The organism is Arthrobacter sp. TMN-49 (assembly GCF_054511095.1).
The window spans coordinates 70,879-92,991 of record NZ_JBTNDH010000002.1 but is presented as its reverse complement, the minus strand read 5'-3'; the positions used below and the strand labels follow the sequence as shown (position 1 = coordinate 92,991).

At 60.6% G+C, this 22,113-nt stretch carries 19 protein-coding genes; 5 read left to right on the top strand and 14 right to left on the bottom strand.

All coding sequences use genetic code 11. The features are described from left to right. Position 1: 1 nt before the first annotated feature. The 7 genes from ACX80E_RS01550 to ACX80E_RS01520 all read right to left on the bottom strand — a co-directional run bounded on the left by ACX80E_RS01550 (position 2) and on the right by ACX80E_RS01520 (position 9,255). Positions 2-1,903 carry a glycosyltransferase family protein gene (locus ACX80E_RS01550; RefSeq protein WP_459299866.1) on the bottom strand — a complete coding sequence of 634 codons (1,902 nt, stop codon included), beginning with the start codon at positions 1,901-1,903 and terminating at the stop codon, positions 2-4. Next, positions 1,904-2,767: an ABC transporter ATP-binding protein gene (locus ACX80E_RS01545; RefSeq protein ID WP_459299864.1), complete on the bottom strand. Its 864-nt coding sequence runs from the start codon at positions 2,765-2,767 to the stop codon at positions 1,904-1,906. It lies immediately after the preceding gene. A gap of 13 nt (positions 2,768-2,780) precedes the next feature. Beyond that, the gene (locus tag ACX80E_RS01540; RefSeq protein WP_459299862.1) at positions 2,781-3,668 is read right to left on the bottom strand and encodes an ABC transporter permease; all 888 of its coding nucleotides are present in this window, start codon (positions 3,666-3,668) and stop codon (positions 2,781-2,783) included. Continuing rightward, positions 3,665-5,419: a glycosyltransferase family 4 protein gene (locus ACX80E_RS01535; protein ID WP_459299861.1), complete on the bottom strand. Its 1,755-nt coding sequence runs from the start codon at positions 5,417-5,419 to the stop codon at positions 3,665-3,667. The genes ACX80E_RS01540 and ACX80E_RS01535 overlap by 4 nt, the downstream gene beginning before the upstream one ends. Beyond that, on the bottom strand, positions 5,416-6,654 hold the full coding sequence (locus ACX80E_RS01530) for a glycosyltransferase family 4 protein (protein WP_459299859.1): 1,239 nt from the start codon (positions 6,652-6,654) through the stop codon (positions 5,416-5,418). Before ACX80E_RS01530 ends, ACX80E_RS01535 begins: the two co-directional genes overlap by 4 nt. 7 nt (positions 6,655-6,661) lie before the next feature. Beyond that, positions 6,662-7,009 carry a hypothetical protein gene (locus ACX80E_RS01525; protein WP_459299857.1) on the bottom strand — a complete coding sequence of 116 codons (348 nt, stop codon included), beginning with the start codon at positions 7,007-7,009 and terminating at the stop codon, positions 6,662-6,664. Positions 7,010-7,683: 674 nt separating this feature from the next. Then, on the bottom strand, positions 7,684-9,255 hold the full coding sequence (locus ACX80E_RS01520; RefSeq protein ID WP_459299855.1) for a hypothetical protein: 1,572 nt from the start codon (positions 9,253-9,255) through the stop codon (positions 7,684-7,686). Positions 9,256-9,484: 229 nt separating this feature from the next. Here ACX80E_RS01520 and ACX80E_RS01515 point away from each other — a divergent pair, with 229 nt between their 5' ends. Then, positions 9,485-9,943, top strand: a complete 459-nt coding sequence (locus ACX80E_RS01515) for a DUF3515 domain-containing protein (protein ID WP_459299853.1) — start codon at positions 9,485-9,487, stop codon at positions 9,941-9,943. Positions 9,944-10,048: 105 nt separating this feature from the next. Next, positions 10,049-11,257: a Fic family protein gene (locus ACX80E_RS01510; RefSeq protein WP_459299851.1), complete on the top strand. Its 1,209-nt coding sequence runs from the start codon at positions 10,049-10,051 to the stop codon at positions 11,255-11,257. Between the two features lie 100 nt (positions 11,258-11,357). Here ACX80E_RS01510 and ACX80E_RS01505 read toward each other — a convergent pair whose 3' ends face one another. Next, positions 11,358-12,497 (bottom strand): methyltransferase, encoded by a 1,140-nt coding sequence (locus ACX80E_RS01505; RefSeq protein ID WP_459299850.1) that lies wholly within the window; start codon positions 12,495-12,497, stop codon positions 11,358-11,360. Positions 12,498-12,714: 217 nt separating this feature from the next. Between ACX80E_RS01505 and ACX80E_RS01500 the strand changes: the two genes are divergently transcribed. Further along, entirely contained in the window at positions 12,715-12,963 is a 249-nt protein-coding gene (locus ACX80E_RS01500) for a hypothetical protein (protein WP_459299848.1), read from the top strand. A gap of 44 nt (positions 12,964-13,007) precedes the next feature. Here ACX80E_RS01500 and ACX80E_RS01495 read toward each other — a convergent pair whose 3' ends face one another. The 4 genes from ACX80E_RS01495 to murA all read right to left on the bottom strand — a co-directional run bounded on the left by ACX80E_RS01495 (position 13,008) and on the right by murA (position 17,394). After that, a complete protein-coding gene (locus tag ACX80E_RS01495; RefSeq protein ID WP_459299846.1) occupies positions 13,008-14,144 on the bottom strand; it encodes a D-alanine--D-alanine ligase family protein in 1,137 nt (378 codons plus the stop codon). 3 nt (positions 14,145-14,147) lie between these two features. Further along, complete coding sequence (locus ACX80E_RS01490) at positions 14,148-15,185, bottom strand: NAD(P)H-dependent glycerol-3-phosphate dehydrogenase (RefSeq protein WP_459299844.1); 1,038 nt, start codon at positions 15,183-15,185, stop codon at positions 14,148-14,150. Further along, positions 15,182-15,988 carry a lysophospholipid acyltransferase family protein gene (locus ACX80E_RS01485; RefSeq protein WP_459300066.1) on the bottom strand — a complete coding sequence of 269 codons (807 nt, stop codon included), beginning with the start codon at positions 15,986-15,988 and terminating at the stop codon, positions 15,182-15,184. Before ACX80E_RS01485 ends, ACX80E_RS01490 begins: the two co-directional genes overlap by 4 nt. 68 nt (positions 15,989-16,056) lie before the next feature. Then, positions 16,057-17,394, bottom strand: a complete 1,338-nt coding sequence (murA, locus tag ACX80E_RS01480; RefSeq protein ID WP_459299842.1) for a UDP-N-acetylglucosamine 1-carboxyvinyltransferase — start codon at positions 17,392-17,394, stop codon at positions 16,057-16,059. A gap of 445 nt (positions 17,395-17,839) precedes the next feature. On the opposite strand from murA, the gene ACX80E_RS01475 reads away from it, so the two are divergent. Continuing rightward, entirely contained in the window at positions 17,840-18,799 is a 960-nt protein-coding gene (locus tag ACX80E_RS01475; RefSeq protein ID WP_459299840.1) for a hypothetical protein, read from the top strand. Positions 18,800-19,039: 240 nt separating this feature from the next. On the opposite strand, the gene leuD is transcribed toward ACX80E_RS01475, so the two are convergent. Together leuD and leuC are read right to left on the bottom strand one after the other, a co-directional pair. Then, entirely contained in the window at positions 19,040-19,639 is a 600-nt protein-coding gene (gene leuD, locus ACX80E_RS01470) for a 3-isopropylmalate dehydratase small subunit (RefSeq protein ID WP_459299838.1), read from the bottom strand. A gap of 12 nt (positions 19,640-19,651) precedes the next feature. Next, positions 19,652-21,133, bottom strand: a complete 1,482-nt coding sequence (leuC, locus tag ACX80E_RS01465; protein WP_459300064.1) for a 3-isopropylmalate dehydratase large subunit — start codon at positions 21,131-21,133, stop codon at positions 19,652-19,654. Between the two features lie 215 nt (positions 21,134-21,348). Here leuC and ACX80E_RS01460 point away from each other — a divergent pair, with 215 nt between their 5' ends. Next, on the top strand, positions 21,349-22,068 hold the full coding sequence (locus tag ACX80E_RS01460; protein WP_459299836.1) for an IclR family transcriptional regulator: 720 nt from the start codon (positions 21,349-21,351) through the stop codon (positions 22,066-22,068). Positions 22,069-22,113: the final 45 nt, after the last annotated feature.

Here is a 22,113-nt window from a genome sequence, read left to right as displayed (position 1 = left end):
TTTAGATTGAAATTCTTTCCAGCGGAAAACCGTTTGATTCAAGTTCCCCTGATATGAGTAGTTCTGCATCGGTAATATTCCATGTATGCCCGCTTCCTGAACGATTCTGACAAAAGTTAAAGCGGTCCGCTGAGTAAATGACAAGTCCGGCGGCCCGCGCATCGCGCAGGAATTCTGTGTCCTCTCCTGTGCGCAAAGCTTGGAACGGCACCTTGGCGAAGGCATGTCTGTGGCCCATGATTGTGGGGCCCATGACAAAGTCGGTGAAGCGGTGTTCCTTCTGTGCGAAACGCAGGATAGTGGAGTCAGAGGCGGCAAGGTGCATGAAGTGCGCCTGCTTGCCAACGATGTCTGCCTTCGAAAAGTTCAGGGCAAACAGCTGGTCAGATAGGTAATTGGGACCGTAGTGGTCATCGTCGTCCATCTTGGCGAGCACCTGCCCACTGGCGGCAGCAACACAGCGGTTGAGGCACTCGCCCAGGCTGACCTCCCTGCCAGCGGCCAGCAAGACCACGTCGTCGATACCGTGTTTCTCCTGCAGGTGCGCAAGTGCCTCGGCAGGAAGCTCAAAGCCGTGGGTCAACAGGACCAGTTGCACCCGCACACCAACTTGGCTAGCTAGCGTCTTGAATACGTGCTCGATCTGCTCAGCACGGATGGTCGGCACCAAGGCCGAAACACTGGGCTGCGTCAACCCGGCGCTGCGGTTGGGAAGGGCGTGCTCCAGCACAGTGGCAACTCGGTGGGCATAGGTATGGTGCTGCCAAATGCGGCGCTGCGCCAGATGGGCAGTCCGGTCATTGAGCTCACGGTTGGCCACGAGCGCGCGGCTGAGGTGCCCGGCCTCTTCCCGGGTAGTGGCGATGGGGACCTCGTCCGCTGAAAAGAAGTTCTTGATGGCCGCACTCGGCGCTGATACAACAGGCGTGCCAGCGGCAGAAATTTCAAAGATCCTCCGGGCACACATGCTCTCGGAGTCCACCACGGAGTTCACGTTCAGGAACACCTTGTATGCCTTGTAGGCGGAGAGCATCTGCGGGTATGTCAGCGATCCCACGACGCGGGAGTCCAACGGTGCCGGGAATTGATACTCCGGGTTGCCGCCGAGTTGACGGGAAAAGATCTCGAGTCCCGTCTTCATTTTGACGGAGACATCCATGGCGCCGTGGAGGACAACGTCCATCTGTTCACGGCGTTCGGGGTACTTGTGGGCAAAATACATGCCGGCAAACGCAACATCCCGCTGATGGAAGCCCTTGGCCGGCCTCACGGGGTTGTGAACTGCTGGCTGTGCGGCGAAGGGCAGGACTGCGACGCGGCTGTGGCCCAGGTCCCGGCGGTAGCTTTCAATGCGGCCTTCATCCGAGGTGAAGACGAAGTCGAAGAGCATCGCTGCCGGCAGGAAGTCGCTGTAGTGGGGCGGGTCTTCCTTGTTCCAGAAAACCGTGGGGATGTTGCGGTGCCGGGCGGCGGCCAGCAGTTCAACTAACTGCTCCGACGGGCCCCTTGAACTCGTTATTTTGCCAAACCACTGCTTGTTGTTGCCATTCCAGGCAGATTCGATGAAGACCAGGTCAAGGCCGTCCAGCTGCGCTGCACCGGTGGCAGGGTCCAGGGCAATGGAGTTCCATTCGAAGGCAAAGGCCATGGCGGAAAAGTCATCCAGGATGACGCCAACACGGAGGTCAGCGAGGCGGGGCGCGCCCTGTGGCAGGGCGGCCTCGGCGAAGGACAGACGGCGCTTGTTGCCCCTGCCAATCCAGCCGCCTTCAACGCCTTTGGCATCCTTGGGGGAAGCGAAACCCAGCTGGGACCGGCGTCGTGCCTGCCACTCCTTGTACTGCGCGGTGCCGCCCTGGCGCAGGTGCCACAGGCCGGTACGGAAATCTTCCGTTGTATACATCTAGCGGCCACCCCGCTGCGTGCCCCGGGGGGTGTTGACGACGTTCACGGCGTCCAAGGATGCCATGGACTCGGACCGCATCCGCTCAGCGGTGACGTTGTTGCCCTCGGATAATTCCTTGGTGAATTGCATATAGGCGCGGGTCACATCCTTGGACGAACCATCCATGATGAGATCGCCCTTGTCTAGCCAAATGGTGCGGCTGGTCATTTCCTTGATGGTGGTGAGGCTGTGGCTGACCAGCAGTACACAGCCGGCCTGGGCGCGTAGCTCATCCATGCGCCGCTTGCTGCGGGCGGCGAATTGCGCGTCACCGGTGTTCAGCGCCTCGTCAACGAGGAGAATCTCGGGGTTAGCGCAGGCCGCAATGGCAAAGCGAAGTCTGGAGCCCATGCCGGAAGAATAGGACTTCATGGGCAAATGAATGGATTTTTCCAGCCCTGAGACTTCTACAATCTCATCAAACCTGTCAGTAATTTCCTCGTGGCTCAAGCCCATGGCCAGACAACCCAGCACTACGTTCTGGTCACCGGAAAGCTCCGGCACAAGTGCCGCGTTCACTCCGAGCATGATGGGCGTGCTGGATGCGTGGATGGCGCCTGAAGTAGGACGGATCTGGCCGCTGACAAGTTTCATCAGGGTACTCTTCCCCGAACCATTGCGCCCAATCACACCAACCGATTCACCGCGGTTGAACACCAATGACAGCTCATTGAGTGCATGGACGGTGACCGTGGTGGGCAAAGGATTGAGCATCCGCAAGAATTTCATATGCGGGTACCGGGTATCCTCGGGAACCTCGGTGGAAGGCACCCGGTACCTCATGGCAACATTGTCAGCCACGATGCAGGGAGTGGGTTTCATGTTAGTGAGCATCTCAGCCACGGACATAGGACTCTTCACCCTTCCAAAAGTAGACGGCACCAATGATCAATGCACTCAGAGACCAAGCCGTAAGTGAGACCCACGACTGCAATGACGGCGTAACGCCGTACAGGAGGCAGGCACGGGTGATATCGATGATGATGAACATCGGGTTGGCCTGCATGATATTCAGCAACAGCGGGTGTTCAATGAACCGCTCATAGGAGAAGAAAACCGCCGAAAGGTACATCAACGCGCGCAGGGCAAAAGGCAACAAATGGGTCACGTCATTGACCCTGGAAATGACACGGGCCAAAATCAGTCCTACGCCCAAGTTGAACAGGAACTGCAGCAGCAGAACCGGCACAATCAACAGCCACCGCCACGTGATGGGTTCTGACGGTGGAATGACCAGCACCAACAGCAGCATGGCAAGGATCAATGGCACATTGACCATAGCTTCGCGGATGTTCACGCCCAAAGGTAAAGCAGCGCGGGGAAAGGTAAAACCTTGGACTAGGGCCCTGTTTTGCTGAATGGAACGAGCACCGCCGGTGATGGCACCCGAGGTCATCTGGAACATGAAAATACCAATAGTCAGGTACCCAACGAAGTTGGGTATGCCGTTTCCCGTTCCCAACAACAACCCAAAGATTACAAAGTAGGTAACGCCATTGAAAATCGGGTTCAGCAACAGCCAGGCGCTGCCCAGCTTGTCGCGACGCGTACCGCTCTTGACCCGGGCGCGGGCATCATAAATGATGAAGCTGCGGAAGTCCCAGAGCTGGACGAGGTAGTCTAAAAATGCCGGGCGTGCACCAACACGGCTCAAGTGGCTCAAATCGACGGGGAAGTTCTTCGCAGCGGCTGGCACCACGGTGTTTTCCTGTGTTTGTGTCATCGCACTGCTTCCTTCCCTGTCCGGTTGTTGATTAATTCCTGGTATTTGTCCTCGCATCGTTGGGCGTTGGCCGCCCAGGTTCTGCCTTGCAGCACTGCCCGCCGGCCACTCTCCCCAAGGCGTCGGCGCAACGGTTCGTCGCGAAGCAACAGAGCCAAGGTTGCGGCAAGAGCTGGCGGATCGTCAGCAGCGCTCAGCATGCCATTGACTCCATGGCCCACAATCTCGCGAAGAGCGGGAAGATCACTGGCAACCACGGGACGGCCACTGGCCATCGCCTCGACCGGCTTTAGCGGAGTGACCGCACGGGTGACATCGAGGTCCTTGCGGGGAACAACAAAAATATCCATCGCTTGGTGATACAAGGGGGCCGACTCACGGGGTACTCGACCAGTGAAAATCACGCGGTCAGCGAGGCCGAGTTTGGCAGCCTGATCGTGCAAAGCAGGGGCTGCTGTTCCACCGCCAACAATCAGCAGGCGAAGCTCCGGGAAGTCGGGCGCCAAAATAGCAAAAGACTCTACGAGGTGATCAAAGCCCTCGTAATCCACCAGTGAGCTGACGGTTCCGATGTAGTTCAGGGCAGGGTCCAGGCCAAGCTCTTCCCGGGCCGCCGCGGGTGTGCCCGGTTCCAGCAGAAAATCACCGCCCACGGCGTTAGGCGCGAGCACGACTTTCCCTCCCGGGATGCCCCTGCCAACAATGCCCTCAAGCATGGCCGGGCCCAGAGTTACTACAGCGTTCGCGTCGTTCATGACCAGCGCCTCTGAAGCCTGGAACTGGAGATATCGCTCGCTGGCCTTGGCGTCCTCACCCCGAGTGGAGGCCCATGTATCTGCCAGCTGACCCCGCACCTCATAGACCCAAGGGATATTCAGCGCTTTGGCCACAGCGCCGACCACCAGGCCATTGGCAAAATGGGTGGTGGTGTGCAAAATGTCCGGACGGAACTCAAGGGCCACCCTCAGTAGCTCTTCCGCTTCCTGCTGCAAACGCGCATCTGGGGTTGGCGCAAGGCTGGAGGGAATCATCCTGCGGTACCGCACGCCGTCGACTACGTCTTCACCGGAGGCAAAAACCTTGCCAACCTGGACTGGGTAGCCAAGGCGGGTGACGGCCAAGACCTCGCGGCCAGTTTCCTGCTGGGCCAGCATGATGGAGTGGCTGCGCTGAGCGTACCCACTGCCCGTGTGAGGCAGCGAGTTGGTGAGGAGGTGAAGGACACGACCCTTGACAGGAACCATGGGAGTCTTCGGCAAGAGCGGAGTCCATCCGTTGAACGTACGCTGCTCCCCTGCCAGCCGCTCACGGTGCCGCTTCATGGCGCCATGCTGCCCGGCAAGTGCCCTGACGGCAGCTTCCATGTCACCGCCATACCATTTGCGGCGTGCCAGCGTGGCCGGGAAGCGTTTTGACCCTGTCGCCAAGGGCAGGAACTTATCCGCCCATTCAGGTTGACCGGCAGCGAGGGCGACGTCGGCGGCAAGCCGGGCGCGGTTCGGGGACATGTCAGCATCAAGTGCTCCGGACAGCTTGGACTCAAGGCTGGTTGTATCGCCGGTCATATAGGTGGCCAGAAGCGCAGGCGTGGCGGTGGAGCAGGGAAATGTCCTGGTGATCAGCTTTGCAGCGGGTGTAACAACCGAAGCTGGCAGCCGTCGGGAAATCTGCAAGGCCAAAACTACCGGATCATCCGCCAAATGGTTCATGGCGGTGCCAGCGGCTAGGGATAAATTCTTTGCAAGGCTCACGCGTCGGCACCGACTTTGCCGGTGACGGCACTGATGACTCGCATGTACTTCGCAGCCAAGACCGGGTAGTTTGCGTGCGCGCGGACCCAGTCACGACCCGTGGTTCCGGCGTCCAGACGGCTACGATCTGCCGCTAGATCGCGCCAGAGCTGAGCAATGGCTTCAGGCTTCCATGCGACGACATCGCCAGCTTGAGCGTCCCTGACGATTCGAGCGGCCTCGCCGCGCACAATGGCTGTGATGTGACGGCCGATCGCCAAAACCTCATAAGTCTTTGATGGGACGGTTGCCTCAAAGGACTTCCAGTCATCGCGCAAGGAAACGATGCAGGAATCCGCCGACTTGTAGCGGTCCAGAACTTCCTGACCGTGGAGAGAGTCGTGGAAAGTCACGGGAGCATTGAGTTCGGCGGCCAGCCTGATGAGTGCCGGACGGTGCGTTCCGTGGCCCACCATGTGCAGGTGCATGGCCGGACCCACCAGCGCGCTGGCGCGAATTGCGGCATCCAACCGCTGGCTTTGGCCATGATTGCCCAGATACAGGACCTCAAGTGTTTCCTTATCGATGGCAGGCGCCTCAAAGCTGGGTACAGAATCGACATCCAGGCCATTGCTGACCGTCACGACATGCTCCACGCCGCGCGCACGAAGCGTCTCTGCGAAACCCTGGGTGACGGCAACCACCACATCAGCACGGAGCTGGATAGCCTCAACCACACGTTCGATGCCACTTTTGACGTTGCCTCTGACGAGCCGGGCGTCTCTGGCCAGGTCCGGCCAGGCATCTCGCATCTCAACAATGAGTGGGACACGACGGACTTTTGCGATGACGTAGCCGGACACGAGAATGGGCAGGCTAGGTGCCGTCACAATGACAGCATCCGGCTTTCGCCAGAAGATCCCTGCTGGAATGGACATGGCAGCAGAAAAGAGCTGGTCCACCAGACGTGCGGGGTGGAAATTTCCACTGTGTGGCACGTAGGGAACGCGCAGGATGACTTCCCCGTGGGGACCCTTTTGGCTGCGGAACACCGTGCCGGCAACCTTCCGAGGCAGGATGCGTGTCCCCTGCGGGAAGTGGGCCACGGGGACCACGGCATCGACTTGCCAACCCGCTGCACAGAATTCGCGAATCAGCGACGACCAGCGGCGTTGGGGCGGGCTATTCTCAGGCCAATAGGAATGGGCCAGAAGCATGATCCGTGTGGGTCTGCCACTCGTTCCATTTTTGGACATGGTTGTGCTAGTTCACCTGGCCTGTTGAAGCGGCGCCGAAGTGCTTGCCGCCGCGCTTCATAAAGCGCAGGTACCAAAGCCCAATGGCAAGCACGAGCGCAATCACCAGCATTTGAAGCAGCAGGGAATTGGTGGGCGTGGGCATCGACGCAGAGCTTGATTCGGCCGGCAACACCTGCGCAGTGATCGTTGCGGTTGCCATGCTGCTTGCTGAGGCTTTTGTGGTGGCCGGAGCTTTAGTGGTGGCCGCCGCCGAGGTGGTTTCCACTTCCGCAGGAACTTCTACCTCGATCACTTCGACCGGTTCCTCGGTTGCAACAGGCTCTACGTCAGGAACTTTGGGAGCCGGAACCACGACGGGTACGGGAGCCACTGGAGCAGGTGCGGGAACCACTGGAGGAATATACGGGGGCACAATCACTGGCGGCGCAACGACAATGGGTGGTTCCACAACCGGTGGTGGGTTGGGATCAACCACCGGGGGCGGATCCAATGGCAGAGTAATTTCCGGGTTGCCGTCTTCTGCCCTTGCCATGGATGCCTGCGGCAGAACCAGGCAAGCCAAGACTAAAACAGCCGCCAGTACGGCAATGCGGGCATAACCCCCGTACCGATTGACCAAAATCTAACCGCCTTCGCTTCCCCAATAGTCGTGCGGCAGCCAAACGACTAAAAAGTGAGGCATCAAACATAAGCACGAATTAAAAATGGCACCACAATTGGCCCATCGGTTTGAGTATCCCACAAAGCCCATCAAACCACGGCAAGCTTTCAGTCCTTTGTGAACATAGTCATGTATTCGGAGTCCCCAATATTGGTGACCTACAGATGCCTTTCGTATGTCTCTATCACGCTGAAGAGGAGAGTCGGTGCCACTCCCGGAGCTGGACATGCCCAATACGATGCGAGCGAGACTCCGGGGGTCGGCGACATCAACCCGCATGGTACTGCCCGTTCAACATACAAAAGCAGGGCCCGCAAATGCCGCCAGGCCCTGCTCAACGGCACGTGTCATGCGCGTAACAGTTGCTAATACTTGAAATTCATGATCGAAACGGTCCCGGCGGTGAGCGAGAATGTCTGGGTTTGCTGACCAGGTTTGAAGCCCATGGGCGCTGGACGCTCAGGATCAGCCTTGGGCGCCGCAGCTTCACCATCGATGTGCACGCCATCTTCAGCCGAGTAGCTGCTGCCCGTCATCTGAGTCATGGTTGCCGTTTCAGGAATGTTCGGCAGCTTCAACGTCACCTTCGTCTGGGCCGCTTTTTCGGGGTCGTTCTGGTTGACGAACACCACTGAGGTGCTGCCGTCTTCCTTTTGCAGGGCGTAAGCGAAGTTCTGCCCACCACCTTCATTGCCGGCTTTGAGGAACTTGCCCGAGCCGATGGAAGAAACCATCGAGATCCCGTAGTAGTTGGCGCGCACGTCCATGGCGCCGGTGGGTTGGAGGTATGCACCTTCAGCACACACCATCGACATGGGCGGGCCACCGGTGCAGGTGATCATGGAGCTGTGGAAGTCAGTCTGATTGATCCCGGTCTGGGCCGCGCTGAGCGCATAGTCGGCAGCCCACAAGGCTGATGCGTAGGTCTTGGTGGTTTCATTGCTGCCAGCACAAGCCGAAATACCAGTCTCAGGAATCCACACAGGCAGCTCTGCCGCATTGGCTTTCTCCACGAACGTCTTGTTGTAGTCGATGGAGCGTTGGTGGATGTTCGACGTGAGCAGGTTAGCCATGGTGGGCTGATCCGCTGCTGCGCCGGTGTTACAGCCGGTCAAGGGGTAGTGGTGGAAGGTGAGGATCTTCTTTTGCTTCATGGGCATATTCACCCACTGATCTACCCAGTTGGCCGAATAAGTCCCCGGCCCGGAGATGGGCACATTCGGGGCAACTTCGTACATGGCGTCTGCGTAGGCTTGCGCTTCCTTGACGAAGTCATCGGCCGTGTATTCGCCCTGGCGACGGTCGCCGTCACCGAAACCGTTGGGCTCATTGCCGATGGTGACGGCCACGAGTCGGGCACCGAAAATCTCAGAACCATACTTGACCATGTCGGCAGCACGGGCGGGATCGTAGTGACCCAGATCCACGGAGAGGCTCACGTAAGCATCGGCCGCGTCCAGCATGCCCTTGATCCGCTTCAAATCTTCGGGGCCTGCAGAACGCACCGGGTGGGCCTTGTCGCCGGTGTAGTCCGCCGGGATGGGCTCATCGGATGAGGTCCAGAAGAAGCGCCTATCCACGGCGTTGCCACCGAAGCGGATGACAGGCTTGTTCAGGCCCTTCAAGATTTCCACCAGGGAGGCGTTATCCGCGTTCAGATTGGGATCAGCAAGATCGGTGGCCTCAAGGGAGAGGCCGATCTGCGAGGCTGACAGCGAGGTCCCAACCGGGTCGTTACTGATCGTCATCGTCTGCGGCGCCACGGCCGTCAGCGGCGAACTAGCCGGCGGGCCAGCTTGCTCGTAGAAGCTGGTCACTGCGGGGTACGTCTTGGTGGGATCCGGGGTAACAACCACCTGGGTAACCGCGGTCGGCGCCGGTACCTCATCGCCGCCGTCGAGCATGGTCGGGAGGACTACCGCAGATACCGCCAACATAACTGCAACCGCACCTCCGGAAATGATCCAGGCCTTCTTCTGACGCAAAAGTGATCTCCAAACAATTGGGGGGGCAAGGACGCGGCAACGTATATGTGCGCCGACCGGCGGCGAGACGTAAAGCGCCTTCGGGCTCAGCGTGCAATGCTACCAGCGAAGAATGAACGGAGGCTTCGCTGCGACCAAGTGCAGGGGGATGCGCGCAGCTTTGACCGATATGCTTTATTACATGCCTCTGACTTCCCGTTCCTGGCGGATCGCTGTGCCCCTAGCGGCCGTTACCATGCTCGTCCTGACCTCTTGTGCGCCATCTGTGGCCATCACTGTTGCCGACGATGCCAACAATCCAGCGTGTGCCCCCATGATGGTGGCGCTGCCGGATTCACTGGACGACGCCAAGCGGCGAACCACCACCAGCCAGGCCACGGCGGCCTGGGGCGAGCCGTCGCTGGTGGTGTTGCGGTGCGGCGTGCCGGTACTCGGACCCACAACGGACAAGTGCGTGAGCGTCAACGGCGTGGACTGGGTCCTCAAGCAAAAGGACGCAACGTGGACCATCACCACTTACGGGCGCAACCCTGCCACCGAGCTGGTGTTGAAGGAGAATACGATTCCATCGGACACCGTGTTGACTCAGCTTTCTGCCGCCGTGGCCAAAATTCCTGCCACGGGCGGGGCCTGCCTGTAGGCCTTCGCCTTGCGGGGGCTGAAGTGCTTGAGGCTGGTTAATCATAAAATCATGTGCAATTATTATGAGTAACTCGATAAGTCATAAAAACTGGGCGGTCACTTTATGAGTACCAACAAGGATTCAAGGAAAAGCGGACACCAGTGGCCCGGCCTCGATTGGGAACAGCAAGACTGGGTTCCGGCCACTGCCGGATACGGGGCGCATCAGCAACCCGACTTCAGCCGCTACAAATCAGCGGTACCGCCGGTCATTGCCAATCAAACACCGGCCCCGGATGAGGAAACGCTCCATCTCGCCGATCGAGCCACCAGCGAGCTCACCAGGTTTGATGCCGAATTGGGACATAAGGTAGCAACCTTTGCGCCTGTGTTGCTGCGCTCTGAATCCGCATCATCCTCCCAGATCGAGAACCTGACTGCCAGCGCCCGAGCCATATTCAGCGCCGAGCTTGGACTGAAAAAGAGCCGAAACGCTGAGTTGATCGCTGCCAATACCAGGGCGATGACGGCTGCCCTGCGACTGGCAGAGAAGATCTCATCTGACTCCATCTTGCAAATGCACCGTGTCCTCATGGAAAACCAAACCATTCACCAGGCCGGCGAATGGCGCGATGAGCCGGTGTGGATCGGTACGCGCAGCGACACCCCCGTTGGCGCCGACTTCGTTGCCCCACACCACAGCAGAGTACCTGGGCTAATAGATGATGTCGTCACGTTTGCCTCACGCCTTGATGTTCCAGCTTTGGTCTCGGTTGCCGTGAGCCATGCACAGTTTGAGACGATCCACCCATTCACGGATGGAAATGGCCGAACGGGACGTGCCTTGGCGCAATCGATCCTCCGATACCGCGGCGTCACCAGAAACGTGGCCATCCCTGTTTCTGCCGGCCTGCTGGCCGATATCGACGGTTACCATAATGCACTGACCGCGTACCGCGCCGGTGACGTCACCCCAATTGTTCGCGCATTCGCAAACGCCGCATTGAGGGCAGTCTCCAACACTCGTCAGTTGGTCGAGGAGATCGAAGCAGTTCAGGGGTCTTGGAAAAATCAGCTCACCGCGCGCAAGAACAGTAATGCTTGGCGAATGCTCGATGTCATCGCCCGCCGCCCAGTTCTTGACTCAGCTACCGCTGCGTCAGAACTCGGGGTGGCGCAACCGAACGTGTACCCACCGCTGAAAGCACTCGTCGAGGCTGGAATTCTGCAGTCCAAGGCAGAACACAAGCTTGGACCATTCTGGCGCAGCGAAGAAATCTTGAACGCCATCGATGCGTTCGCCAAACGATCTGGTCGTCGGGCGAAGTCCTAAGACACTGGTACCGCCTTCCACGTTCCTTGGCGGGCACTGCGGAACTTCCACCCGGTCCGGCGTCGTACCCTTCATCCAGCGAAAGCACGGCAAACAGCGCTCAGGCCGCGGTGACCAGCCTCCACAGTGAAGTAGTCTCGCGTGACCGTGCATCAAAAAACGGATCACTGCTGTCCATGGAGCGCGGGTGTTTCGCCGGCGTGTCCACCTTATCCAGCACCGTGAGCCCGGCTTTCTCGATCCACCCGAGCAGTTCCGCGCGTGACCGCAAGCCAAGGTGCTCGGCTAGATCGGAAATGATCAGCCAGCCCTCTCCCTTGGGCTCCAGATGTCCGCCCAACCCCGTCAGGAACGCCTTGACCATACGGCTCTTGGGGTCGTAGACGGCGTTGTCCAGCAAGGTGTTGGCTGTTCCGGGCAGCCAGGGCGGATTACACACCACCAGCGGGGCACGCCCTGCCGGGAACATATTCAGCTGGCTGACTTCAACGGCATCGGCCAGATCCAAACGCTCCATGTTCTCCTGGGCACAGGCAATGGCCCGAGGCTCACTGTCTGTGGCAATAACGGTTTTGACCCCGCGCTGAGCCAGAATGGCCGCCAGCACGCCGGTACCCGTGCCAATGTCGAAAGCCAACTCGGTGGACGGCAAGGGGGCCTGCGCCACCAACGCCAAATACTCACTACGAATGGGCGCGAACGTCCCGTAATGCGGATAAATGAGAGCGTCCAGCTCCTGCACAAACAAGCCGTTGCGGCGCCATTCAAAGGCACCCACAGCACCGAGCACATCCTGCAGGGGTGCCACGGTCAAGGCCTGCACGTCGCCGGCAGCAGCCTGCCATGCCGCGGAAACATCTGGTGCACGGCGCAAGGCGACTGCTGGCCCCGGCTCCAGGGGGACCAGCACTAGCCCCAACATCCTTGCCCTTTGGGTCCGGCCCTGGCGGTAACGGTAGAAGGCTTGGGCAAGGCTCTCGCCGTCGTGCTTGGAAAAAGTGGGCAGGCGCCTGGCCATGGCGGAGAGGAGCTGGCGGGCGTTGTGGTAATCGCCCTGCCACAACAGCGCCGTGCCCTGCGCGGCCAGGCGGTAGGCGTCGTCGGCGGTGAGGGAATCATCCACGGCCTGGACCTTCTTGGGCGCCGCCGCTCCACTGGCCGAATGCCACAGGGCCGTGTGGTCCGCGTCCCCCTGTGTCCAGGTGATGAGGTTCGACGGCGGCAATGGTTCAGTGCTCATGGGGTGGGGCTCCTCGATGATTGCCGGGGCCAAGCAGTGCTGGCAAGTACCCACAGGACAGGACTAACGCCCCAGTTTAGCCCGTGAAGGAGCCCAGGATCCTTTTGGTTGACTGTGATTTCGTTTTCCTCACCCGCCGAGCCAATGCACCCTCGCGATTCCTCGTCGTGCTGTTCAGTGCCACGAGTCGGATGCTCCGGTGTTAGATTCACTAACTATGACTGAAAGACTCATCCGACGCCCTGGCATCAAACTCATCCTCATTGGCGGCGCGATCCTGGCAGCGGGCATCGCTGGACTCATCGCAACCCCGCTGGTGCCCGGCAGCTCGGAGAACCCCGTAGTGCTTTCGGTCCTGCTGCTGGCCGTGGTTGGCGGCGGCTCCGTGTGCCTCACCGGCCTCACCAAGCGCATCGTCCACCTCTTCAAGACCACAGGCTTCCTGGGGATCAAGCTCGGCGAATAACGACACGACACACAGCAAAGCCGCAGGAAAGCCGCAGGCACGGGCTAGCGCAGGCCCACTTTGCGGTTCAGTGCCAGCTGCAGCAGCTCATCAATCAGTTCCGGATACCCAAGACCGGAGGCCGCCCACATTTGCGGGTACATGGAGCTCGGTGTGAAACCGGGCATCGTGTTGATCTCATTGATGATCAACTCCCCCGCCTCGGTATAGAAGAAGTCCACGCGGGAGAGCCCTTCTGCACCAACGGCGTCGAACGCCAACGCCGCCTGCTCCCGGACCCGAGCATTGTCGGCGTCGGGCATGTCGGCCGGGCAGCTGAGACTGACAGCATCGCCCTGAACATACTTGGCCTCAAAATCGTAAAACGCGTGGTGTTCGCCGTCCACCATGGCAATTTCACCCGGTTGGGACACGCGCGGCGCGTCGCCGCCCCGTCCTTCCAGCACTGCACATTCAATTTCGCGGCCCACAATGCCGGCCTCAATGACCAACTTCAGGTCATGCTCGCGGGCTTCTGCGATGGCAGCGTCAAGGTCCTGGAGAGTGTCAACCTTGGAGATTCCCATGGAGGAGCCGGCGCGCGCAGGCTTCACGAAGACCGGAAAGCCCAGGGCGGCCACCCGGGCGCGCACCTTGGCCGGGTCCACGCTCCACTCGCGGTCGGTGACGGCAACGTACGGGCCCACTGCGAGCCCGGCAGCCTCAAACACCACCTTCATGAAGTGCTTGTCCATGCCGATGGCCGAGGCCAAGACCCCTGCCCCCACATAGCGGGTGTCGCTGAGTTCGAGCAGGCCCTGGACCGTGCCGTCTTCCCCCCACGGCCCGTGCAGCAGCGGGAAAACAACATCGACCGCGCCGAGAACTTCAGGAACCTTCGCCGCCTCGGTGACCACCAGCTGATGGGTGTCACCAAATTGGGTGAGCGAAACAGTCCTGTCCCCCGCCACCACTTCAGGCAACGACGCGTTCTTCAGCGACCACGCCGAGAGGTCATCCCCGGCCAAAACCCACTGGCCGTTCTTGGCGATACCGATCGGGAGCACCTGGTACTTTGCCCTGTCGATGGCGCCCAACACACCTGCCGCCGTGACGCAGCTGACGGCGTGTTCGCTGGAGCGGCCGCCAAACAAAATGGCCACGCGGATGGGCGCAGTTGTTGCGAGGGAGTCAGTAGTCACGCGTTAGTCGCCTTCGGATTTCAATTGGCGGGCCAACAGCAGCGGACCCAGATCATCGACAGTAAGTTTACCTTCCAACACAGCCACCACAGCGTTGGTGATGGGCATATCGACGCCCATCTTCGCGGCCAGATCAGACACGGCCCGGCCGGACTTGATGCCCTCAGCCGTTTGCGTCATGCGGTTGTTGACCTCGTCAAGGGTGAGCCCCTCCCCGAGCATGCGCCCGGCCGTGTGGTTGCGGCTCAGCGAGGACGAACAGGTGGCAACAAGGTCGCCCAAGCCAGCCAGCCCGGACAGTGTCTCGGCCTTGCCGCCCAGCGCCAACGCAAGACGGGTGGTCTCCGCCAGGCCGCGGGTGATGACGGAAGCCTTGGTGTTGTCGCCAACTTTTTTGCCTTCGCAAATGCCCACGCACAGGGCGATGACGTTCTTGACGATCCCGCCAATCTCCACACCCACCACATCATCAACCGTGTAGGGGCGGAAATACCTGGGCTTGCACACATTCGCCACCCATTTGGCCGTGTCCTCATCCACGCACGCCACCACCGAGGCTGTGGGCTCCTGCCGCGCAATTTCCATGGCCAGATTGGGTCCGGAAACCACAACAACCCGCTCGGGGCTAAGACCAAGTTCAGCTTCAATGACCTGGGACATGCGCTGGTCGGTTCCCAGTTCCAGCCCCTTCATCAAACTCACGACGACGGCGTCCTGGGCCACGTGCCCGGCCCACCCACGCAACTGCTCACGCAGGGTTTGTGCGGGCACCGCCAAAACCACCAGCTGGGCGTCCGCCAGCACCGCTTGAACGTCCGTGGAGGCGCTGATGTTTGCCGGCAGCTCGGTGGTGGAGAGGTAGCGCGGGTTCCGGTGGTGGTCATTGATCTGATCCACCACTTCCTGGCGGCGGCCCCACACCACAATCTTGCGGTCGGTTCCCTCGGCAGCATCGCCGAGAATCTTCGCGAACGTGGTCCCCCAGCTACCCGCACCCAGAACAGCTATCTTGGCCGGCGCAATCCCATCCGCGTAGCTCACGTGAGGTCCCCTTTTTCTGTTGTCCCGGCGTCGTTCTTGGTCTTTTTCTCAGGCTTATCTGCCTTGGCGCCACGCTCTTCGAAGCGGCCGTGGCTAGATTGCTGGTGGGCGGAAGGATCCCAGCGCTGGGCCGGGGCCTTCTCGCCGCGCAGCGTTTCCAGCATGGCCGTGATGTCATTCATGATGACCTCGGTCATGGCCTCCAAGGTGGCCTTGTCGGCGCTGCGCCCGGCAAATGCGCTCAAGTCTACGGGGTGACCCACCACCACCGTGGCCTTTTTGCGCGGGAAAATCCTCACGCCCTTGCCGTAGCGGGGGAACACTTCTTGCGCACCCCAATGCACCACGGGAACCACCTTGGCGCCCGTGGCCAGGGCTAAGCGGGCGGCGCCGGTGCGGCCCTTCATGGGCCACAACTCGGGGTCCCGGGTGAGGGTACCTTCGGGATAGATGACCACAGCACCGCCAACATCCAAAACCTCTTGGGCCACGGCCAGCGACTTGCCGGCACCGGCACCGCTGCGTTCAACAGGGATCTGGTGGGCCCCGCGCAGGGCAGCACCCAAAACGGGTGTCCTGAACAATCCGTCCTTGGCCAGGAAGTGCGGCATGATGTTCTGGTTGTAGAGCATGTGACCCACAACGATGGGGTCAATTTCGGTGCAGTGATTGGGGACCACGATGAAGCCCTCATCGACCGGCAGGCGATCCAAACCGTACCATTCCTTGCCCATGAGCACGTTGATGGCGCTTCTGGCAATACCTGCCAGGAGCGCAAAGAACATCCGGGTGCTCAGCTTCATGCTGCGCGGCTTGAAGGGGCGCCTGTGTGCTGGCTTGCCCTGGCGCGGAAGGTCAGTGGTCACTGGTGCTACCTCAAAGTCCGGGTGGAATCGTGCACATCAAAGTCGGCGCCAAGGCCGTCCAGTTTGGAGGTGAAGCGCTCATAGCCGCGGCTGATGACGTCGATGCCGGTCACCGTGGAGGTCCCTTGGGCTGCCAACGCGGCGATCATATGGCTGAACCCGCCGCGCAGATCGGGGACATTGATCTTTGTCCCCTTCAAGGGTGTGGGTCCGGAGATCACTGCGGAGTGAATGAAGTTGCGCTGCCCAAAGCGGCACGGGATGCTGCCCAGGCATTCGCGGTGCAGCTGGATGTTGGCGCCCATGCGGGTGAGCGCCTCGGTGAAGCCAAAGCGGTTCTCATACACTGTCTCGTGCACAATGGAGACGCCTTCGGCCTGGGTGAGGGCCACCACCAGGGGCTGCTGCCAGTCCGTCATGAAGCCGGGGTGGACGTCGGTTTCCATGACCAACGGCTTCAAGCTGCCGCCCTTGTGGAAGAAGCGGATGCCGTCGTCGTGGATGTCCATGCCGCCACCGATCTTGCGGAAGGTGTTGACGAACGTCATCATGTCCCGCTGGCTGGCGCCTTCTACATAAATGTCGCCGCCGGTGACCAACGCCGCCGACGCCCAGGACGCCGACTCGTTGCGGTCCGGCAGGGCCGTGTGGTCGTAACCTGTCAGCTCGTCGACGCCTTCAATGCGGATGGTCCTGTCTGTCTGCACCGAAATGATGGCGCCCATTTTTTGCAGGATCGCTATGAGGTCAATGATTTCCGGCTCCGTGGCTGCGCCGCTGAGCTCGGTGATACCCTCGGCACGCGTGGCGGAAAGCAGAACTTGCTCGGTGGCCCCGACGCTCGGATACGGCAGGCTGATTTTGGTGCCTTTGAGGCCCAGCGGGGCTGTGATGGAGATTCCCCCACCTGTCTTCTCCACCACGGCGCCGAACTTGCGCAGCACTTCCAGGTGGTAGTCGATGGGCCGGTCGCCGATCTTGCAGCCACCCAGATCCGGAATGAAGGCATGACCAATGGAGTGAATCAACGGCCCGCACAGCAAAATGGGGATGCGTGAATCACCGGCGTGCGTGTTGATCTCGGCGCTGTTGGCCTTCTTCGTATAGGCCGGGTCCATGGTGAGGTCGCCCGTGGCAGGATCCTTGACCACTGTCACGCCGTGCAACTGCAGCAGGGACGTGACTACTTCCACGTCCTTGATCTCGGGGACATTGCGCAAAGTCGATGGTGTGCTGCCCAAAAGTGCTGCCACCATGGCCTTGGGAACCAAGTTCTTGGCGCCGCGCACCTGGACGCGTCCCTTGAGCGGAACACCACCACGTACCGTCAGAATTCTGCTCATCGTCACCTAATCCTTTGTTTCACCTACGCACCCTGTACCTGCTTGGGCCTGCGTCAAGCATAGTTTCTCCCTCTCTAGATGCTGAAATGCATCCGCGCGGCTGTGACCGGTAACGCCTGCGGTAGCGCCTGCGGTGCCGACTCTGGCGCCTCTGCCGCGCGAATCTTCACCCCCGCCCTGGCCGCACGGAGTGGGCGCGCCGGAGGCCGTTACGGACATTCGCCCCCGTTCCGGCTCCCTTCAAGCGCGGCGGAGGCCGTTCCGGACATTCGATGCTGGTCGACCAGCATCGAATGTCCGTAACGGCCTCCGTGCCTCGCATCCGGCACAAATATGGGTCCGCCCAACTGGCTATATTCCCCCACACCCATCTTTGGGACCGGGGTTGTCCACAATCGGGGCAGGGTAGCCGCCGTCGGGGCCCGGCAAGCCACACCATGGGAGCATGACACCGTTCCAAGTACCCCCATTCATAAAACCGGGGAGCAAGTTCGTCGATGAACATGCGGCCCGCAGGCTTTCACGACTCGCCGCTTCCGGGGAACTTGTTCGTATCCGCCGGGGACTTTATCTGCCGGTTCATTTTTGGGAGTCCCTGAAACCGTGGGAAAAATACCGCATCCGAATACAGGCCATCCATGAACTCGCTGCAGGCCGGCCCATCTTTGCCCGGGAGTCTGCGGCCCAGATTATGGGACTCCCACTCATCAGCATTCCGAGGGAGGTGCAAACGGTGATTGCTGTGGGCACAAGTGGCGGCCAGAGCAGCCATGGCGTGCGCCGCATCAACGCCATTGACGGCGACCCCGCTCCATGGGAAATGTTTGGATTGCTGGTGACACCTCCCGTGCAGACCGTCAGGGACTTGGCCGTCAGACTGCCCCTGGCCCAGTCCCTGCCAGCCATGGACAAGCTCCTGCAGCGCAAGATCCTGCCGGGGTCCCCACCCAACGTACCGCTGGTCTTCATGGTGGACGATGTCCGCGGTTCAGCCTTGCTGCTGCCCAACAGCGCACAGCGTGGCCGTGTCGGAAGGGTGCTGGAGGTGGCCAACGGGCTCTCGCAGTCCGCGGGGGAATCCCTCAGCAGGGCCATCATGATCCAAAACGGGTTCCCAACGCCCGTTTTGCAGGTTCCGTTTCGGGATAATCGCGGGCTGATCGGCCTCCCGGACTTTGACTGGGAAGAATACAAGACTCTGGGCGAATTCGACGGGTACGAAAAGTACTCCGCGCAAAAATACTTGAACGGCAAGACTCCCTCCGACGTGGTGGTCGAGGAGAAGAATCGTGAAAACCGTCTGCGCGCCCAGGGGTACAACGTAGTTAGGTGGGTCTGGGCGGATCTCAGGGACCCACGACGGCTCGTCGCCTTGTTGCACGAAGCTGGTTTGCCCTCACAGTAGCTGCTCAGCGGGGGCCGAAGTGGTCATTCGTTGTCGCTTCGGACCTTCCCGGGAGGTGCGGGGGCCGTTACAGACATTCGCCCCAGGTGGACCAGCATCGAATGTCCGTAACGGCCTCGCGGCAGTTTTTGGGGCACCGGCGCATCGCCAATTCCGCGCAAAACAGCTCAGTGCACGCAACAGCCGGCCCGCCCTCTCATGGGCTGGCCGGCTTCTAGGCGGCAACTGGCGCAGCGAGAGTTAGAACTTCGCCGGCAGCGTGGTGGGTTTGATTGAGGGACGGGTGGCCTCGAACGCCGTGATGTCGGCTTCGTTGCGCAGCGTCAGACCAATGTCATCCAGGCCTTCGAGCAGGCGCCAACGGGTGTAGTCGTCAATCTGGAACGGCGCAACAACTGTGCCGGCCGTGACCATCTTGCCCACCAAGTCAACGGTGATCTCGGTGCCCGGAGCATTCTCCAAAACCTTCCAGATCAGCTCGATGTCATCTTGGGCAACCTCGGCGGCCACCAGGCCCTGCTTGCCTGAGTTGCCGCGGAAGATATCGGCAAAACGGGAGCACAACACGGCCTTGAACCCGTAATCCTTCAACGCCCAAACGGCGTGTTCACGTGAGGATCCCGTGCCAAAATCGGCGCCGGCCACCAGGACGGACCCGGCGTTGAACGGTTCCTTGTTCAAGATGAATTCCGGGTCCTTGCGCCAGCTGGAGAACAACGCATCCTCAAAGCCTGTGCGGGTGATCCGCTTGAGGTAGACGGCGGGGATGATCTGATCCGTGTCCACATTGCTTTGACGCAGCGGGACACCAATGCCAGTGTGGGTGGAGAACTTTTCCATGGTGTTAGCTCCTTACGCTACGGTGCTTGCGGAAACGGGGATGAGGTCCGACGGCGCACTAAGAGTTCCGCGAACGGCTGTAGCGGCTGCCACAACCGGAGAAACCAGGTGTGTGCGGCCACCCTTGCCCTGACGGCCCTCAAAGTTGCGGTTGGATGTGGAAGCGCAACGCTCCCCCGGCTCCAACTGGTCCGGGTTCATGCCCAGGCACATGGAGCAACCGGCAAATCGCCATTCAGCACCAAAGTCCTTGAAGACCTGATCCAGCCCCTCGGCCTCGGCTTCCAGCCGGACGCGAGCGGAGCCCGGCACCACCAGCATGCGAATGTTGGGGTCTTTTTCACGGCCACGGATGATGTCCGCTGCGGCGCGCAGATCTTCGATGCGGGAGTTGGTGCACGAGCCCAGGAACACTGTGTCAACACGAATGTCCTTCATGGGTGTGCCGGCAACCAAGTCCATGTAGGTCAGGGCACGTTCGGCTGCCGCCTTGGCGTTTTCATCGCCAAAGTCTTCGGGGAAGGGCACCGTGTCGCTTAAGGAGACACCCTGGCCCGGGTTGGTACCCCAGGTGACGAACGGGTCAAGCGTGGTGGCGTCAAGGAAGACCTCGGCGTCGAATGTTGCGTCATCCTCGGTACTCAAGGACTTCCAGTACTCAACGGCCGTGTCCCAATCAGCACCCACGGGAGCGTGCGCGCGGCCCTTGAGGTATTCGAAGGTGATCTCATCCGGAGCGATCATGCCGGCGCGGGCACCGGCTTCGATGGACATGTTGCAGACGGTCATGCGGGCATCCATGGACAGGGACCGGATGGCTGAGCCGCGGTATTCGAGCACGTAGCCCTGGCCGCCACCGGTGCCAATCTTGGCGATGATGGCCAAGATGATGTCCTTGGAGGTCACGCCCGGACGCAGGGTTCCCTCAACATTGATGGCCATGGTCTTGAACGGCTTCAACGGCAGCGTCTGGGTTGCCATGACGTGTTCAACCTCGGACGTGCCGATGCCGAACGCCAAGGCGCCCACGGCACCGTGCGTTGAGGTGTGTGAGTCACCGCAAACAACTGTCATACCGGGCTGGGTCAGTCCCAGCTGCGGGCCCACCACGTGAACGATGCCCTGTTCGGCGTCGCCGAGGGAGTGCAGGCGGACACCAAATTCGGCGCAGTTGTTGCGCAACGTTTGGATCTGGGTGCGGCTCGTCAGATCGGCGATCGGCTTGTCGATGGCCAGCGTGGGCGTGTTGTGATCCTCGGTGGCGATGGTCAGGTCTGGGCGGCGCAGCGGCCGGCCAGCCAGGCGCAGGCCTTCGAAAGCCTGGGGTGAGGTGACTTCGTGGATCAGGTGAAGGTCGATGTACAAAAGGTCCGGCTGGGCAGCGTCGCCCTCGCCCTGGCCCTGACGGACAACGTGATCGCGCCAAACTTTTTCAGCCAGCGTCTTGGCAACTCTGCGCGGTGCAACTGTGTCAGCAACGGCTGCACCGTCCACTGCTGTTTCGTCCACTGCGTGGGGAGTGGTTGACTCGCTCACAGCAGCTCCCTTCATTTGTTGAACTCCTCTTAGCTAGCCCCGCATTCACATAGAATGTGAAGGGCTCCCCGAGAGTGTTCTGTGGCTTGTATATCCCCACTGTTCCAGCCAGATCCGGGCGGAAGCCAATCCTTCGATTTGCATCTCACATAATGAGACGTCAATATCATTACATGGACAATTCTAGTGGCGTTGGCGTCATCGATAAAGCGGCTCTTGTGCTCGACGCATTGGAAGCCGGCCCCACAACCCTGGCTCAGCTTGTGGCAGCCACCGGTTTGGCCCGGCCTACTGTGCATAGGTTGGCACTAGCCTTGGTACATCACAGGCTCGTGAGCCGGGACATGCAGGGCAGATTTGTGCTCGGCAGCAGGCTCGTTGAACTGGCGTCGGCTGCCGGTGAGGACAGGCTCATTGCCGCAGCAGGACCTGTTTTGTTGCAATTGCGTGACTCCACGGGTGAGAGCGCCCAGATTTTCCGCCGCCAGGGCGATTCGCGCGTATGCGTCGCCTCGGCAGAGCGCCCCATTGGTTTGCGCGACACTATTCCGGTGGGCACCCAGCTCACCATGAAGGCTGGCTCCGCGGCGCAGGTGCTGCTGGCGTGGGAGGACCACGAGCGCCTGCTCGAGGGCCTGCACAACGCCCGTTTTACGCCAACCGTGTTAGCTGGTGTGCGACGGCGCGGGTGGGGTCAGAGCCTGGGCGAACGTGAGCCCGGGGTCGCCTCGGTATCGGCCCCCGTGCGCGGTCCGTCCGGTCGCGTCATTGCGGCCGTCTCCATCTCCGGACCCATCGAACGGCTGACTCGTCAGCCCGGCCGTTTGCACGCAGAAATTGTCTGCAACGCCTCCCGCATCCTGACTGAGGCGCTGCGCAAGAGCGCTCCCTGATCGTCATGGGCGCACGGCAGTAATCCGCCCGGAGTAGTGTTCTTA